This window comes from Peptoniphilus gorbachii, from assembly GCF_016908115.1.
In the GTDB taxonomy this organism is placed as follows: domain Bacteria; phylum Bacillota; class Clostridia; order Tissierellales; family Peptoniphilaceae; genus Peptoniphilus_A; species Peptoniphilus_A gorbachii.
On the sequence record NZ_JAFBDH010000016.1, the window covers coordinates 1 to 16,559 of the forward strand.

A 16,559-nucleotide genomic window follows, 5' to 3' on the forward strand; every position below is an offset into this window, starting at 1 on the left:
AAAAACAAAATGGATGCCACCTACAAAGTATAGGTTAGCATCCACTACAATTAGTTAATTAAATATTGTGTCCAGTTTTATGGGTACACATCATTAATTTTCCACAGTTTTATTTTTTTCAGTCATAATTTTTATAATTTCTAAAATAAATAAAATCACTATACCTATAAAAAAACCAAGAGGACTAAAAGTTTCAAGGCTAAGGGGAAGATTCCCCCCTATAGTTGTTGGCCCCATGACTATGGCATAAAGTGATCCAACAATCATTCCAATAATAAGATATAACATTTTGTCCCTGCTTTTTCTCATCCTATCTCTTATTATCCTAATGGACATAAAAATTCCAAATAAAATGCCAAGAGACATGACAAAAAGTGGCAGAATTTTTTCAAAATTAAATCGAAGGACTTCCCCCACAGCTTCAACTACTGGAATGTAAACTCCTGCAATAAGTAGTATTGATGAGCCAGATATGCCTGGTAGTACCATGACAGAAATTGCCACAGCGCCTGCTATAAATAAATAAAAATACTCAAAAATATTGGGATTAATTAAATCAAAATTTCCAATGAGTTTACTTTTACCACGAAAATAAACTAAGAGAGCAACAATTATTATTCCAATGAAAATAAAATAAAAATTATTTTTGTGCTTTTTTAAAATTTCCCTCTCATTATTTATTACAAAGGGAAGAGACATTGTGGTCAGACCCAAAAAAACTGAAGACATAAAATAAATTTCACTTTGAAATAATTCTGACAAGAAAAAAATACTTAAAAGGAGCCCAAAGACCCAGCCCAGTCCAAGTTTTAAGAGATAAAAAAAAGCTGGCTTTCTCTCGCCTTTTTCTCCTTCAAAAAACTCGTGAAGGGCTTCTATAAATTTATCGTAAAAACCAAGTATGAAGGCAATAGTGCCGCCACTTACTCCAGGAACAGAGTCGGCAAGAGCCATAATCATACCGTGAAAAATATTAACTAACATAATTCCTCCATTCCTCTATGATAACATTAAATTAAAAATATTATTATTAATATATTGTAAACTTTCTTAAATTTCTCTTAAAAAATTCAGAAAATAAAAAAATCCACTACATTAAGTAGTGGAAAATTTATAAAACTTATATAACTTCTCTGTCTTCTTCCATTTCATCATAAATGCCATTGATCTTGTCTAAGTAAATATCAGAAAGCCTTGCAATATAATTTGGTGCCACTATTACAGCTGCTAATGATGCAACCATTATGGCAATAAAGGAGATTGTTAAAAACTCTGGCATAGACTTTGCAGGAATTATCATAACAAGTGCCACAATTAAAGAAATAATTGTAACCTTAAAAACTTTTAATCCCATTATAAAAGTTTCAGAAAACAATTTAAAGCCTGCCTTTAGAATAAGTTTTAAACACTTAAAAAAAGGCAAATCTCTATATCTCATATCAGCCATGACAAAATTTAAATAGGCAAAAATAATAGAAAATAATGCTGTTACTAACATATATAAAATTGAAATGAATATAATACTTCTCATGCCAGAATCAGTCAATACAGCAGCAGTTCCTGAAGTTATAGTTGAAAATATAAGTCCAAGGGCACTTATTGCTCCAACACTTATTGCTCCAACTAAAATATTCATCAAAAAAACTTTTCCCGTAATTGTTTTTATTCCCCTAAAATAGTCGCTAAAGCTGCCTTCTCTCGTGTATAAAAGACCTCTACAAATTATGTAATTAATAATCCAAGTAAATATCGTTCCAATTACAGCAAGATTTCCGTCATAAATTTTTTCAAAAACTCCCTCTATAATTCCACCTAAAATCATTAAAAGGATAACTGAAGCGTAATTAAATTTTCTCATAGTAACCTCCTATCTATTTATAACTTTATTTTATCACAAAATCTATTTTTAAAAAACTTTTTTACATTAAGACTCCCTTTGGGTATATAAATAAAAAAATAAAATATAGGAGGAAGTATGAAAAATATAAGTATAAATGAACCTGTGGCAAGTCTTGTGGAAAAATATCCTGACTTGAAAAATATCTTAAAGGATATTGGTTTTAGTGAAATTACAAATCCCTTGGCACTTTCTAGCCTCGGAAAAATTGTTTCAATAAAAAAGGGAGCTGGAATAAAAAATATTGACCTCGACATAATTAGGGAAAAATTGCAAGAAGGGGGCTTTAATCTCATTGAAGACCAAGATCCTCAAGATAATCCTTCAGATGAAGGCAAGAGGCTTGAGCTTTTAAAGTCCTATATTGAAAGAGTTTCCAAGGGCGAGGACCTGGAGGCTGTTAGAAGTGACTTTGTTAAAAATTTTAAGGATGTTTCTTCAAAGGAAATTGTTGCGGCAGAAGAAAGCCTAATAAAAAGTGGTCTTCCCCTTGAAAAAGTTCAAAACCTTTGCGACATTCACTCTGCCCTCTTCCACGAAAGCAATATTATAGACGAGAGCCAAAAGGACCTTGAAAAAATTCCTGGCCATCCCCTAAATATTTTAAGCCTAGAAAATAAAAAAATTAAGTCCTTGGCTGATGAGGTTAAGGAAGGTGAAGACAAGCTAAAAAAGATAAGTGACCTTTTAAAAATTAATTCTCACTATGGAAAAAAGGCTGGACTCATCTACCCTCTTTTGAAGACAAAGTACAAGATAAGTGGTCCAAGTGATGTAATGTGGGCTGTTGATGACGAGATAAGAAGGGACCTATCAAAGATTATTAAGACAAATTCTTATAACCCAGAGGACCTCAATAAAATTTTAGACAGGGTTTATGAAATGATTTATAAGGAAGAAAGTATTCTCTTCCCACTTTTAAAGGAAAACTTCACAGAAGAAGAGTGGAATAAAATCTATGGCGACCTTGGGGAGTATGGACTAGACCTAGTGGGTGAGCTTCCTCTTTGGAAGGACTACAAGCCTAAAGAAATTTCCCCAAAAGAAAAAATTTCTTCTGGAAGTCTAGACTTTGAAACTGGAAGTTTAAAGCTAAATGAGGCTATGCAAATCCTAAGGACCCTTGATGCCGAGCTTACCTTTATAGATAAGGATGACTTGGTTAGATTTTATTCTGAGGGGGAAGACAAGATTTTTCCTAGGCCTAAGTCCTGTTTAAATAGGGATGTAACTTCTTGCCACCCACCAAAAGTTGTACCAATGGTTAAGTCCTTGCTTGATGATTTTAAAAACAAGAGGAAGGACCGTCTGGTAGTGTGCAGGAATATTAAGGGGAAGAAAATCCTTGTTAAGTACCTTGCAGTCTATGAGGATGGGGAATATATAGGCACCCTAGAAACAGTTGAAGACATAAGCCAATACTAAGGAGATTAAAAAAAAGCCACTATCAAAAGTGACTTTTTTTTATAAATCTTCTTCAACTTTATTGGAATAAATCCTCTCATTGTTTTCTTCATAAATATCAGCTAGGCTTGCACGAAATCTTGGTGTTAAGAGGAAAAAAGCGATAGCAGCAATTACACCAAGTATAATTGCAATTAAAACTATTGATGGGGTTTTAATTGATAGGATTCCTGCAAGAAGGGCGATGGCTCCAAGTATTAAAGAAATCTTATAGGCTCTAAGACCTGCCATAAAACTTTCCTTAAATAATTTTAAACCTGCCCTTATAATGACCATAAAAGAATCAAAAAAGGTCAGGTCCCTGTATCTCTCGTCTGCCATAAAAAAGTTCACATAGGCAAAAAGGAGAGATAAAAGAATTGTTATTAGGAAAATTAAAACTATTGCGATTATAAGAACCCTTGTATTGTCTACTTTATAAGGCGTAAATAAAAATCCTGCTCCTGATATAAGTAGGGCAAACATAAGTAAGATGACAGTTATAACTCCCACTAAGATGTTCATCAAAAAGACCTTGCCTGTAATAGTTTTTATTCCCATAAAATATTCAGAAAAACTTCCCTCTCTCTTATAAAGAAGTCCCCTGCAAATTATGTAGTCAGAAATAAAAGTAACAAAGCCTCCAAGAATTGACAAGTTGCCGTCAAAAATATTTTCCAAGATTCCAACAATTATTGCATTGGCTATAAGTATTAAGATAATAGATCCGTAATTGTACTTTCTCATAATGACCTCCTCTTTATCTGTTATTTTATTTTATCACAAAAGCTATTCAAAAAAAAATTATTTATATTAAGAAGTCTTTTGGGTATATAATAAAATAAATACAAGAAGGAGGAAGACATGAAGAAAATATTTGGAGCTCTAGTGGCAAACTTTTTGTCCTTTTACATACTAGACATGCTTTTTAAAAATAGTATTATTTTTGAAAAACCAAGTGCCTTTATAGCAATGGCAATAATTTTTTCACTAGTAAACTTAACAATCAAGCCAATATTAAAAGTATTATCACTTCCAATAACAATAGTAACGCTGGGATTATTTTCTCTAGTTATAAATGCAGTTGTCCTTGAAATTGCCTTTCATTTCGTGAGATATGCATCTATTGGAAGCTTTGGCACAGCCTTTTGGGCAAGTATAGTTTTAAGTTTTATAAATAGTATTATAAGAGAAGTAATTAGTAAAAACTTTAAGTAAAATTTCATAAAGAAAAAAATGCCGCAGTTATGAAAAGTCACTGCGGCACTTTTAATTAACGATATTTTAAAACTTCTGTGGCAAGTTCAAGCATTTCAATGGCTACATTAAAGTTTTCGCCAAAAAGATCAAAGACAGCATCTTCGGAAAGAACTCCGCAAGGAAGGTCCTCTGGAATTTCGCCCCTGTCATATCTTTCCAAGTCTTCAAAATAAGTTTCAGAAGAATAATAATCACTTAGCTTTTTGTATTCCTCTTGATGAGCTTCAAACCTTTCAATAGCAGCTCTTAAATTCTCAATTACATCATTGTGGTCATTTAAAATCTTTTCCATTTCACTAATTCTTTTAATGGGATCCATAATATCCTCCTTATAATTAATTATATAAATCTTTATACCCTTATTATAAAATAAAAAAATAAATTGCAAAAGAAAAAGATAGGACTTTCATCCTATCTCTAAATAATAAATAATATTTACCTAAATTTTCAATTTAAGGTCTTATTAGTCTTTCTTAAAAAATTCTACGCCTGCTGTGAAGATGTCTTCAATTTCTATGCCTGGTATATTTTTAAAGGTTTCATCTAAGACTCTTTCGCTGTGGCCCATCTTACCAAGGATCTTTCCATCCTTTGACATTAAGGCTTCTACATTTAACATTGAGTCATTAGGTGCATCTTCGTAGCAAATTGCAACTTGTTCATTTGCTAGAATTTCATCAATTTTTTCTTTACTTGCTATAAATCTTCCTTCGCCGTGAGAAATTGGCACCTTATAAGTTTTTCCTACTTCAAGTTTAGCTAGCCATGGTGAATTATTTGAAATAACCTTAGTTTCTGCAATTCTTGCTATGTGTCTGTTGCAAGTGTTATATGTTAATGTTGGATCCTCTTCTTCTAGGTCTTTTATTTCGCCATAAGGTAGAAGTCCAGTCTTAATTAAGGCTTGGAAGCCGTTACATATTCCAAGAATTAGTCCGTCATTTTCTCCTAAAAGTTTTTCAATTGCTGCCTTTACTTTTTCAGATCTTATTACATTGGCTATAAATTTACCAGATCCGCCAGGTTCATCTCCAAGGGAAAATCCGCCAGGAATTGCTAGAATTTGTGCATGAGAAATTTTTTCTGCTAATTCTTCTATAGATTCTTTTACTTTTTCATTGTCCTTATTTTTAAATACAAGAACTTCTGCACTTGCTCCAGCTCTTTCAAAGGCTCTTGCTGTATCATATTCTGAATTTGTACCAGGGAAGGCTGGTATTATTACCTTAACCTCATCAACTGGTTTTTTGGACTTCATTCTTCTCTTTGGAGCCTCTTTTTGTTTAACTTCACTTAATTTATTTGAGTCAACTGGCTTAAAGATTTTATCCATTGTATTTAGGTAGGCTCTAGATAATTTTTCAACATCTAATTTTTTGCCATTGACATGCATTTCATAGTCGTCTCTAAATTCGCCAATTTTTTCTATAAAGTCTCTGTCTTCTTTATATTCAACTACAAAAGATCCGTAAAGTGGTGAGTATAAATCTTCTACTTGAAGATCAAAACCCACATTATCTATTGCCATTTCAAAAATTTGTGGAAGTGTGCCCTTTTGATTTATAGCTGCAGCAGAAATTATATTGCCACTTTTTATTTCTTCTTCTAATTTTTTAAAGTTTTCCTTAGTTTCATCAAGGTTTAATGTTCCAATATGCTCTCTATCTGTTTTTATTAGACCAATTTTTCCCTTGCCCTTAAATTCTGGACTAATTACATTTTTTGCATCAACAGTATTTACTGCAAAGGAAATAAGTGTTGGTGGCACGCTTATGTCTTCAAAAGTTCCACTCATGGAGTCCTTTCCTCCAATAGGTGGTGCTTCAAAATATCTTGATGCTCTTAAGGCTCCAAGTAGTGATTTAAGCGGTTTTGACCAAGCTTTTTTATTGTCCATTTTTTCGTAAAATTCTTGGAAGGAAAGTCTTATGCCTGAAAGAGGCGCCCCTGCTGCTACAAGTTTTGCAATAGATTCAATTACTGCGTAGTAGCCTCCAAGATATTGTGATTCAACAGAGAGTTTTGGATTAAAACCATAGGACATAAGAGATGCTGTTTTTGACTCGCCATCATCTGTTGGAATAAGTGCTGCCATAACTTGGGCTGGAGTATTTTGCTTTTTGCCGCCAAGAGGTTGTAAGACAGTTGCTGCTCCTACTGAGGAGTCAAAGCGTTCAATCATATTTTTCTTGGAAGTAATATTTAAGTCAGACAAATATTTTTCTAAGTCTTCTACGCCATCTTTATTAACTAAAAATTCTGGGAAGTCTTCTGAAGTAACTTCAACTTCTTCTTTTCTCTTTGCTCCAGTTTGGTTTACAAAATCATAGCTCATGTCGCAGATAATTTCATCTTCATAGTACATCTTTAGTCTGCCGTCGCCAGTTACTCTTGCAACAACTGTGCTTTCCAAGTTTTCCTTATCTGCCAAGTTAATAAATGTTTCTACATCTTCTTTTGCAACTACAACTGCCATTCTTTCTTGTGATTCAGAAATTGCAATTTCTCTTGGCTTTAAGCCCATGTATTTTAGGGGAACCTTATCTAGTTTTACTTCAATTGAATCGGCAAGTTCTCCTATGGCAACGGAAACTCCGCCTGCGCCAAAGTCATTACATTTTTTAATTAATTTTGCTGCCTTTGGATTTCTAAATAGTCTTTGAATTTTTCTCTCTTCAGGTGCATTTCCCTTTTGCACTTGGGCAGATTCAGTTTGAATAGAAGAAACCTTGTGAGATTTTGATGAGCCAGTTGCTCCACCAATGCCGTCTCTACCAGTTCTGCCACCTAAAAGAATTATTATGTCGCCTTCTCTTGGTTCAATTCTCTTTACATTTTCAAGAGGACAAGCTGCTATAACTGCACCAGTTTCCATTCTCTTTGCAACATAGCCTGGGTGATATAATTCGTCAACAAGACCAGTTGCAACGCCAACTTGGTTTCCATAAGATGAATAACCAATTGCTGCTTCAGTTACAATTTTCTTTTGTGGAAGTTTACCCTTTAAAGTTTTTTCAATTGGAGTGAAAGGATCTCCAGCGCCAGTTACTCTCATGGCTTGATATACATAGCTTCTTCCAGAAAGTGGATCTCTTATGGCACCACCAAGGCATGTTGAAGCACCACCAACAGGCTCAATTTCAGTTGGGTGATTGTGAGTTTCATTTTTAAACATAAGTAGGTAGTCGCGGTCTTCAACCTTGCCATCAACTTCCACCTTTGCCTTAATTTTTACAGAGCAGGCATTTATTTCTGATGAAACTTCTAAATCGTCAAGTTTGCCATTTTTTCTAAGTTCCTTGGATAAAATTGTGCCAAGGCTCATTAGGGTGATTGGTTTTTTTATGTCAAGCTCTCTTCTCATTTCAAGATAAGAATCAAAGGCTCTTTTTATTTCCTTATCAAGTTCAGTTACAACTTCAAAGTCAATATCAAGTTCCGTATTAAAAGTTGTGTGTCTGCAGTGGTCTGACCAATAAGTGTCAATTATTGCTACTTCAGTTTCATTGGGGTCTCTTTTTTCAGACTTGAAATAATCTTGCAAAACCTTTAAATCTTCTGGACTCATGGCAAGAGATTTTTCTTCCACAAATTTTTTTAAGCCTTCTTCATCTAGGTCATTAAAACCAGTATAGACAATATTTTCGTGATTTTTCTTTGCGTCTTCTCTTAAAATAGTTTCTTCATAAACATCAACTTCTTGTGAATCAACAGGGTTTATTAAAAACTTTTTAATTTTTTCAAGCTCTTCTTCATTTACGCCGCCAAGGTCGTAAACTTCTGTCACCTTTGCTCTAATTTTTTCATCTGTGAAAAGAGCAATAGTTTGAACAAGACCATCTTCTCTATTGTCAAATTGTCCAGCTTGATATTGAATGCCTATTGGATTTTCAAAGGAAGCTTCCAATTTTTTGTAATCTTCATAATAAACATCTTCTACTGGCCCTTCGTAAAAGACAGTAGCCAAAGTCTTTTTTAAAGTTTCATCTGATATATCTACATCGTATCTTCTGTAAGTTTTTAAGTAAGTAGTATCAATGCCAAGAGAAGTTTTTATTTCTTCTCTAAGGGATTTTGACTCATGATCGAATTCATCTTTTTTTGCAATATAAATTCTCTTAATTTTATTTTTCATCTTCAACTAACTCCTTTGGCTCAACTGCATAATCGCCATTAAAGCAGGCTTTGCAGAAAACATCTTTTTTCATCAAAGTAGCATCTAACATGCCTTCCATGGATATAAAGGCAAGGGAATCTGCTCCAATTTTTTCTCTCATTTCTTCAACAGAATAATTTGCAGCAATAAGTTTTTTTCTTGATGGCGTGTCAATACCATAGTAGCAAGGATATTTTACTGGAGGAGAAACTATTCTCATGTGAACTTCCTTGGCTCCAGCCTTTTTCATTCTCATAATAAGATTTTTTGAAGTTGTTCCTCTAACTATAGAGTCGTCTACCAAGACAATTCTCTTGTCACGCAAAACTGTTTCAAGTGGATTTAATTTCAATTTAACAGAAAGTTCTCTCTCTTCAGCTGTTGGCTTTATAAAAGTTCTGCCCATGTATCTATTTTTTACAAGACCTTCAGCAAAAGGAATGCCTGACTCTTGTGCATAGCCCATGGCACCAGGCGTACCTGAGTCTGGGACTGCAAGTACAAGGTCTGCATCAACGGGAGCTTCTTTTGATAAAATTTCTCCACATCTTCTTCTAAAGTTATAAGAATTTACACCGTCAAGTGTGGCATCAGTTCTTGCAAAATAAACATATTCAAAGATGCAGTGTTCATTTTTTTCTTTTTTAAAAAAGTCTGAATGAATTCCCTTTTTATCAACTACAATAATTTCTGAAGGTTCAACATCTCTAATGGCATCAGTGCCAATTATTTCAAGAGGTGCATTTTCTGATGCAATTATAACTTCGCCATTTTTTGCTCTGCCAATTAAAAGTGGTCTAAAGCCATAAGGATCTCTAAAGGCAACTAATTTGTCTTCAAAAAGCATTACAACGCTATAGGCGCCCTTTATTCTTGTCATAGTTTTTTTAACTGCTTCAATAATGTCGCCCTTATAATATTTTGCAACGAGAGATAAAATTACTTCTGTATCAATGGCAGTTTGAAAAAGCATGCCTTCGTCTTCAAGTTCTCTTCTAATTGACTTGTGATTAACTAAATTTCCATTGTGAGCAAGGGCAAATTCTCTATTTTTTGAGAAGGCAAGTAGGGGTTGTGAGTTATATTCATAGGATCCGCCTGCAGTTGCATAACGAACATGACCAATGCCAATATTTCCCTTTAATTTTATAAAACTTTCATCGTCAAAATTATCATAGACAAGACCCATACCCTTGTCTAACACCATATTTTTTCCATCAAAAACGCAAATACCACTGGCTTCTTGTCCTCTGTGTTGAAGAGAATTAAGTCCGTAAAATAATTTTTTGCTCACATCACTTTGTGAGTAAATTCCAATAACTCCACACATTAGCCTAACACCTCTTCCTTAAAATTAAAATATCCCATTCTTCCTCCAATTAAAAAAGCTCATCAAAAGATGAGCGTAAAAAACTTTTAAGTGAAAAATTAGTCGCAAAAATTCCGTGGTTAAGTTCATTGTCCATGTCTATAAAAATATTTGTTAAAGCAGGGCAAAAAAGCATACAACTAATCCTCCAAATCATAATAAAATAATTATATCATAAATTTATTAAATTGTACTAAAGCTAAACTTATTTATTATTTAAATTTCAATTATTATCCCTTGCCGCATTAATATCCACCATAAAAATGGAAAGCATTGTAAAAAGTAGCCATGTTTTGTTGGGATAAGATAGATAAACTGGTTTCCATGATGGAGAAAATTTTTCCTTATAGGTCCTAAGTCCTTCAAAAGAATAAAATTTGTAGCCAAATTTATAAACTAGATAGGCAAGTTTTTCTTCCACAAAACTATTGGAGTTGATGCCAACATTGGATAGGGGCGCCATACCAAGCTCGAAATAAATTTTCCCTTGGCCCTTAAAATATAAGAAGAGCTTCAAGAATAGAAAATCCATAATACCACTTGGCGCATTTTCTCTTTCAAATCTCATTAAGTCAATAGTTGCCCAAGTTTTATTGGGGTTGGGCATAATATTTGCAAAGGCAAGGATTTTTCCCTTATCATCCTTTGCCACTGCTATGTCACATAAATTTAAATAATCTCTCTTAAAATATCCAAGAGAAAATCCCTTCTCCTTTTTGCCATCTAACCAGTCAAGAGAAATTTCTTCTAGCCTATCTAAAAATTCATCTTCAAAGGGTGCTTTAATTACTTCAAAAGTGTAGCCTAATTTATCAAACTTTGATAAGACATTTCTCTGTGACTTGTGCTCTCTTCCTTCTAAAGAAAAGTTTTCTAAATCAAGTGCTGCAGTCTCGCCAAATTTTATAAAGGAAAATCCAAAATCGTGAAGCTTAATAGTTTCCCCTTGTCCCACTTCATAAAAAATTGGCTTATAGCCATAAAGGTCAGCTTCTTCTACAAATTTTTCTAAGAGCTTATTAAAGTCACTAACCTTTCCAAAGGGCTCTCCCATTACAATTACTCTATCCATATAAGTTGAAATTGCCATGGCACAAGTTGTTATTCCATCTTCTTCATAATAATAAAGTTCCTTGTCGCCAACTAGGGCAAGAGGTGCTTCGGCAGGGCAGTCGTAATCATATAAAAGCTTCCTAACTTTTTCCAGATCCATTTTTTCTCCAAGTTTTACTTTATTTCCCTTTAAGAAAAACAAAAGTAGTCGCATGGAAATAAATAAAAGCAGAAAAATAATAGAAAAACGTAAAAAACTCTTTTCAAAGGGAATTAAAAAGAAGTCCCTATAGTGAATTGGCTTTAACCTATAATTTATTGCCATAAAATAAATTGTAATTACAGAAATTACTACAAAATAAAGGCTGTCTATGGTAATGGCTTCAAAGGAATAGACAAGTTGTTTTCTATTGGGCATTTTTCTAGTAAATACTGCAAGAAAAATAACTAAAATTAAAAATAAAATTTCAATTAATCCAAAGCCACTTATAAGTGAATATATTAAAGACAGAAGGAGAAAAATTATTGTAATTTTCCCTGCCCTCTCTACTTTTTCTCTATTGGCACGTCCTAAAATTATAAAGCATACTCCAAAAATTAAAGATGGAAATTGATAAATTAAATTTGCATTTAAGGGACTAAAGTGACTTAAAAAATAATGTTCATTCATCTCCTCGGGAATAGTTGCAGATAAAATCATAAAAGTACCTGTCAAATATAAAAAGAGTGAGAGGAGGTCAAGACCCAAGGACTTTATAAGCCTAGAGGGAATTTTGTCATTTTTCTCGTCAAAGATGCTGCCCAAATCATGAACAAAGAAAATAAAACCAAATATAAAGGGGATAATGTAATAAAAAATTCTATAAAGAAGTAACCAGCTTAAAACCACTTCACTTTCAAGTCCAAGGGAAGAAAAAGCAGTTAATATTACTAAATCAAAAGAGCCAAGTCCACCTGGAATAAAGGAAGAAATGCCAATAATATTGGCAATTACAAAGCTAGAAATAATTATAAAAATATTAAGTCTTATGCCAAGTAAAAATCCTATTAGTGAGAAAAATAGACCTGCAGCTAACCACTCACAAATTGACACAAGAGAAACTTCTGTGGCGTATTTTTTTGAAATGGAAAAATCTCCTTCATTTCTAATTTTTGAAAGGAAAAATAAAACAGGATAGTAGAGAATTGCTCCCAGTAACCAAATTTTATAATTGATTAAAATTTTGCTCTCATAAAAAATTAAAAAAATAAGAGATGTTACTGCCAAAAAAGATAGCCCTGCAAAGTCAAAAAAGAGAGACTTCACTAAAAACTTTAAAAAGTGCTTGTCTTCCTTTTCTTCGCCAAAATATCTCATTCTAAGTCCAAGGTTTATGAGGCCGCCAAAGCCTATTAAATTGTTAAAAGAATTTACTGTTATAGATCTTTTTATAATGTAGCTTTTATCTCTATCTAATTTTAAAAATCTACTCAAAAGTATATCGTAGAAGATCATGGGAGAAAAGGCGAGAAGACCTAAAACTGCCATGACAAAAATTTTTATTATAGAAATTTCATAAAAAATATTTGAAACTTCCTCAATGGAAATTTCCTTTCTTAGTTTTGTAAATTCAAGAATTACCAAAAGAATTACTCCAAAGAGAAAAATTGGCTTAATTCCCCTGGCAAATTTTTTTAATTTTTCCACTAATTAACCTCTCTCTTTAAAAAATCAAGGACAACTTCATTGTATTCATCTGGCTTAGTCCTTGCTACCTTGTGACCGTGATTTTTTATTATATATAATTTAGATTTTTTTATTTTTTTAGCAATTTTATAAAAGTTTTCAAGATATATTAAATCTCTTTCGCCAGCAATAATTAAAACTGGAAAATCAAATTTTTTGTAATCAGAATCAACAATTTTTATTTTATCAAAAATTAATTTGTAAACAGAAAAATAATTTCTAAGACCTGTAAAAATTTTGGATAATATTTTTAGATTATAATAAAAAATATAGGAAGCTATTCTTGGTATAAATTTTATCTGTGAAAAATCTTTGTTGGGAGAATTTAAAATAAGCCTCTTAACTTTTTTGGGATGATTTTTAGCAAAAGTAAGAGCGAGATTTGCCCCGTCAGAAAAGCCTAAAATATTTGCATTTTCAATTTTTAAATAATCAAGGATATCTAAGACATCATTTGATAATTTTTCTAAATTTAAAGAATAATTTTTGTCACTTTTGCCATGACCTCTAGTGTCCATGGCTATGACCTTAAAAAATTTCTTAAAGACAATAATTTGCTTTTCAAAAAAAGAAAAGTCGTCGCCATTTCCATGAAGAAGCAAAAGAGGCTCGCCACTTCCCATAATTTTTACAAAAATTTTTGCACCATCGCGAACTTTAATAAATTTATCCAAAATCCTCACCACTTACCATATTTTACCATCTTTAAATATTTTTGGTTAAAATTTTATTTTAAAAATTATCATTAAAATAAAAATCAAGACAAAAAAAGAGCAAGCCAAAGCCTGCTCTTTAAGGATTTATTAAAATAAGAAAAGGAAATTTATTAAAGTAAATCTACAATTACTTTAGCTATTTCAGCTCTACTTATATTTTCTAATGGATCAAAGTTTCCATCATCTCTACCTGTAAACAATCCTCTATTTACAGCTTTCTTCACTTCATCTTTTGCCCATGAAGATATTTTTTCTTGATCTTTGAAATTAATGTCTTTAAATTCTTTTCTTTCAATTCCAAGTTTTTCCACATATCTATTTAGGATAGCTGCAACTTCTTCCCTTGAAATTTCTCTATTTCCTTTAAATTCTCCGTCTTCATAGCCATATACTATGCCCTTCTTACTTGCCCATACAATATAGCCATTTTCTTCTGAATCTTTATTTAAATCCTTATAAATATTTTCACTGTAATCCTTAGGATTTACATTTTGCATTTTTGCAAGTGCCTTAACAAGTTCCATTCTTGTAGCTTTTTTATTTGGATTGAATTTTCCTTTTTCTAAGTCCATTAGATTTTTATCCAAAACTTTATCAATAAATTCTTTAGCCCAATGATCCACATAATCCTTTGTAAGATTATTATTTACAATTTTTTCTTCTTTATTTTTTTGAGTTTTATTTTCAGAAAATATTGAAGTGCCAGCATATACTGGATAAGTTTTTTCATGATGTTTTCTGTGAGTGAAATTATCATCCCAATTATCGCTATTCTTATTTTCAATAATTTCAGCATTATCCTTTATTTCAGTCCAAGGAATTTCATTTTTGTCATCTTTTTCAACTTCTCTTGGATATTTTTTGGCAAAATCAAATCTATTGCCGAAGTCTAAGTCAAGTACATCGTCATTTCCCTTTCCAAGCATATAATTTACATCAAAGAAAGTTTTTTCAGAATCAGAAAGACTTGCAGCATAAGGTGAATAAGTCTTTAAGAAAATTTTATTGGCATTTTCGTCAAATTCTGCATATTTGAAAAATCCATTTCCACCATTATAGGAGAATTGATAGTCAGCTAGAATTGTGATAACTGGTTTATTGTTGTCGTTCATATAAACTTTATTCCCAGCTCCATGATAGTGACCTGACACTGTCATAAATACTTGATCATATTTTTTAATTATATTCCAGATTTCATCTCCAACGCCTGAAAATTGAACTGAAGATGGTTCTGTATCTGAACAGTCAACTATGTTGTGAGCCACAATTATTGTTGGATTTTCTCTGTTTTCTTTTAAAATATTTTCAAACCAATCCTTATCGCGTCCAAGGTCATACCAAGAAAGTCCAATCATTAGATATTCATAGGATCCCGCTCTAACTTTCATATAAGATGATCTTCCAGAAGGAGAATCATTTATTACATATGTTGCCTTTTTAGTAAAAGCTGAGTCTTTTCCATAATAATCTTTATAAAACATATCAAGAGGATTGTTGTTTGGATTCATGTAAAATTCTTTATCATTATATCCATATCCATCTTCTGGCAAGTAATCGTGATTACCTGGAATAATCAAAGTTTTTATTTTAGAATCAGCAAGTTTATAAAATGTATTTTTAGAATTTTCAAACTGTGTCTTATCATTAAAGTCTTCTACAATATCTCCAAGGTGTGAAACTGCTTTAATGTTTCCCTTGTCTGCATCATTAACTAATCCTCTAATAGCACTATCCATTACATCTGGTTTAAATTTTACAGTGTTTTGTGTATCTGGTAAAAATACAAAATTGTAATTATTTTTGTTCTCCAAGGCAAATTTCTTATTTGTACCAAAATCTCCTGCTAGACTTTCTGGATTTGGAATTAACCACTCACTTTTAGAAAGTGCTCCCTTGGAAATTCTAATTGTTTCAATATTTCCATTTAAAAACTTATCAAGAGTTTGATCTCCCTCTTTCCACCAAGATGAACCAACTCTAAACCTGCCGTCTGCTGGGTCAGCAAAAATTCCTCTCATAGCTCCACCATCACTTGATCTATAATTCCTAAAAGATTCTGCTCCATTTAAATAAGACTTTATATTTCCTTTATCATCACAAGTTATGGCTATGTGATACCATTGTCCACCCTTATCCATGGCAACAGACCATACAGCAGATTTCATAAGATGAGAATCATCTTCGTTCACAGTTAAATATTGAACTTCTTTACAATTTGAAACTGCAATAGAAGTTGATCCAAGTTGAGCCTCGTCCATTGTCTTTACATTATTTGTGTCGGCAACTTGTCTTGCAAGCATTCCCATCCATTTGTCATTATTAGTCCAGTCCTTTGGCAAATAATACAAGATTTCAATTGTATAGCCATCACTAAAGCTTTCTTTATTTATTGGCGCGTCATTTACTGTTACAAAATCGGCACCCTTATTCTTTGCCAGTCCAGCAAATTCAATTGATCCCTTTCCCTTTACAGATTCACTCGAAAACCTTAGATAATCTTCCCAATTTTCTGCAGACTTATCATCAGTTAAATGTCCACCTGTATAAGTTTGCATTTCCAAGTCGTTATTATTTCCACTTGCATCTTTAATTTTTAAACTTCCGTCAGAAATATTACCAGTTGAATTTTCTTTACTAAAATCCCACTCTGCGACTACCTTTGATTGTGCAAATATTCCACTTGGAACAAGAGTGATAAGCATTGTCACAACTAAAAATAGCGACCAAAAACTTTTCTTTAAATTATTTTTCACTTTTTAACCTCCTTATTTTTCCCTTGCTAATATAAAAAATTTTTGTATGTATTGAGAGTAAAAAAAGTAAAACCCCTGTAAAATTTAATACAATCATAACCACCCGTAAAACGGGTGGTTTGATCACGGGCTATAAGCCCGAGTGATACCAACCAGCGTCTCAAGGCGCTGGTTTTCACTTTGTTC

The 16,559-nt window shown here is 32.5% G+C and carries 11 protein-coding genes; 2 read left to right on the forward strand and 9 right to left on the reverse strand.

The window, feature by feature from the left end; genetic code table 11:
* Window positions 1–93 precede the first annotated feature (93 nt).
* Window positions 94–984 carry a DUF368 domain-containing protein gene (locus JOD41_RS09035; protein ID WP_205052551.1) on the reverse strand — a complete coding sequence of 297 codons (891 nt, stop codon included), beginning with the start codon at window positions 982–984 and terminating at the stop codon, window positions 94–96.
* Window positions 985–1,120: 136 nt separating this feature from the next.
* A complete protein-coding gene (locus JOD41_RS09040; RefSeq protein ID WP_205052552.1) occupies window positions 1,121–1,858 on the reverse strand; it encodes a hypothetical protein in 738 nt (245 codons plus the stop codon).
* A 117-nt stretch (window positions 1,859–1,975) separates the two neighbouring features.
* Here JOD41_RS09040 and JOD41_RS09045 point away from each other — a divergent pair, with 117 nt between their 5' ends.
* Window positions 1,976–3,322: a DUF438 domain-containing protein gene (locus tag JOD41_RS09045; RefSeq protein ID WP_205052553.1), complete on the forward strand. Its 1,347-nt coding sequence runs from the start codon at window positions 1,976–1,978 to the stop codon at window positions 3,320–3,322.
* 39 nt (window positions 3,323–3,361) lie between these two features.
* Here the strand turns inward: JOD41_RS09045 and JOD41_RS09050 are convergent, their stop codons facing one another.
* The gene (locus JOD41_RS09050; RefSeq protein ID WP_205052554.1) at window positions 3,362–4,087 is read right to left on the reverse strand and encodes a hypothetical protein; all 726 of its coding nucleotides are present in this window, start codon (window positions 4,085–4,087) and stop codon (window positions 3,362–3,364) included.
* Window positions 4,088–4,204: 117 nt separating this feature from the next.
* Between JOD41_RS09050 and JOD41_RS09055 the strand changes: the two genes are divergently transcribed.
* Window positions 4,205–4,558 (forward strand): phage holin family protein, encoded by a 354-nt coding sequence (locus JOD41_RS09055; protein ID WP_205052555.1) that lies wholly within the window; start codon window positions 4,205–4,207, stop codon window positions 4,556–4,558.
* Window positions 4,559–4,613: 55 nt separating this feature from the next.
* Here JOD41_RS09055 and JOD41_RS09060 read toward each other — a convergent pair whose 3' ends face one another.
* The 6 genes from JOD41_RS09060 to JOD41_RS09085 all read right to left on the reverse strand — a co-directional run bounded on the left by JOD41_RS09060 (window position 4,614) and on the right by JOD41_RS09085 (window position 16,373).
* A complete protein-coding gene (locus JOD41_RS09060) occupies window positions 4,614–4,919 on the reverse strand; it encodes a DUF4298 domain-containing protein (RefSeq protein WP_019125638.1) in 306 nt (101 codons plus the stop codon).
* Window positions 4,920–5,063: 144 nt separating this feature from the next.
* The gene (locus tag JOD41_RS09065; protein WP_205052556.1) at window positions 5,064–8,735 is read right to left on the reverse strand and encodes a phosphoribosylformylglycinamidine synthase; all 3,672 of its coding nucleotides are present in this window, start codon (window positions 8,733–8,735) and stop codon (window positions 5,064–5,066) included.
* On the reverse strand, window positions 8,725–10,086 hold the full coding sequence (gene purF, locus JOD41_RS09070) for an amidophosphoribosyltransferase (protein ID WP_205052557.1): 1,362 nt from the start codon (window positions 10,084–10,086) through the stop codon (window positions 8,725–8,727). Before purF ends, JOD41_RS09065 begins: the two co-directional genes overlap by 11 nt.
* 262 nt (window positions 10,087–10,348) lie before the next feature.
* Window positions 10,349–12,865, reverse strand: coding sequence for a bifunctional lysylphosphatidylglycerol flippase/synthetase MprF (gene mprF, locus JOD41_RS09075; RefSeq protein ID WP_205052558.1), 2,517 nt, complete (start codon window positions 12,863–12,865; stop codon window positions 10,349–10,351).
* Complete coding sequence (locus tag JOD41_RS09080) at window positions 12,865–13,578, reverse strand: alpha/beta fold hydrolase (RefSeq protein ID WP_205052559.1); 714 nt, start codon at window positions 13,576–13,578, stop codon at window positions 12,865–12,867. The genes mprF and JOD41_RS09080 overlap by 1 nt, the downstream gene beginning before the upstream one ends.
* A gap of 152 nt (window positions 13,579–13,730) precedes the next feature.
* A complete protein-coding gene (locus JOD41_RS09085; protein WP_205052560.1) occupies window positions 13,731–16,373 on the reverse strand; it encodes an S-layer homology domain-containing protein in 2,643 nt (880 codons plus the stop codon).
* Between the last annotated feature and the right edge of the window lie 186 nt (window positions 16,374–16,559).

Bases quoted from the DNA above. Each gene is read 5' to 3' on its own strand.
- JOD41_RS09035 (WP_205052551.1), bottom strand. From the start codon at position 984: ATGTTAGTTAATATTTTTCACGGTATGATTATGGCTCTTGCCGACTCT.
- JOD41_RS09040 (WP_205052552.1), bottom strand. From the start codon at position 1,858: ATGAGAAAATTTAATTACGCTTCAGTTATCCTTTTAATGATTTTAGGT.
- JOD41_RS09045 (WP_205052553.1), top strand. From the start codon at position 1,976: ATGAAAAATATAAGTATAAATGAACCTGTGGCAAGTCTTGTGGAAAAA.
- JOD41_RS09050 (WP_205052554.1), bottom strand. From the start codon at position 4,087: ATGAGAAAGTACAATTACGGATCTATTATCTTAATACTTATAGCCAAT.
- JOD41_RS09055 (WP_205052555.1), top strand. From the start codon at position 4,205: ATGAAGAAAATATTTGGAGCTCTAGTGGCAAACTTTTTGTCCTTTTAC.
- JOD41_RS09060 (WP_019125638.1), bottom strand. From the start codon at position 4,919: ATGGATCCCATTAAAAGAATTAGTGAAATGGAAAAGATTTTAAATGAC.
- JOD41_RS09065 (WP_205052556.1), bottom strand. From the start codon at position 8,735: ATGAAAAATAAAATTAAGAGAATTTATATTGCAAAAAAAGATGAATTC.
- purF (WP_205052557.1), bottom strand. From the start codon at position 10,086: ATGTGTGGAGTTATTGGAATTTACTCACAAAGTGATGTGAGCAAAAAA.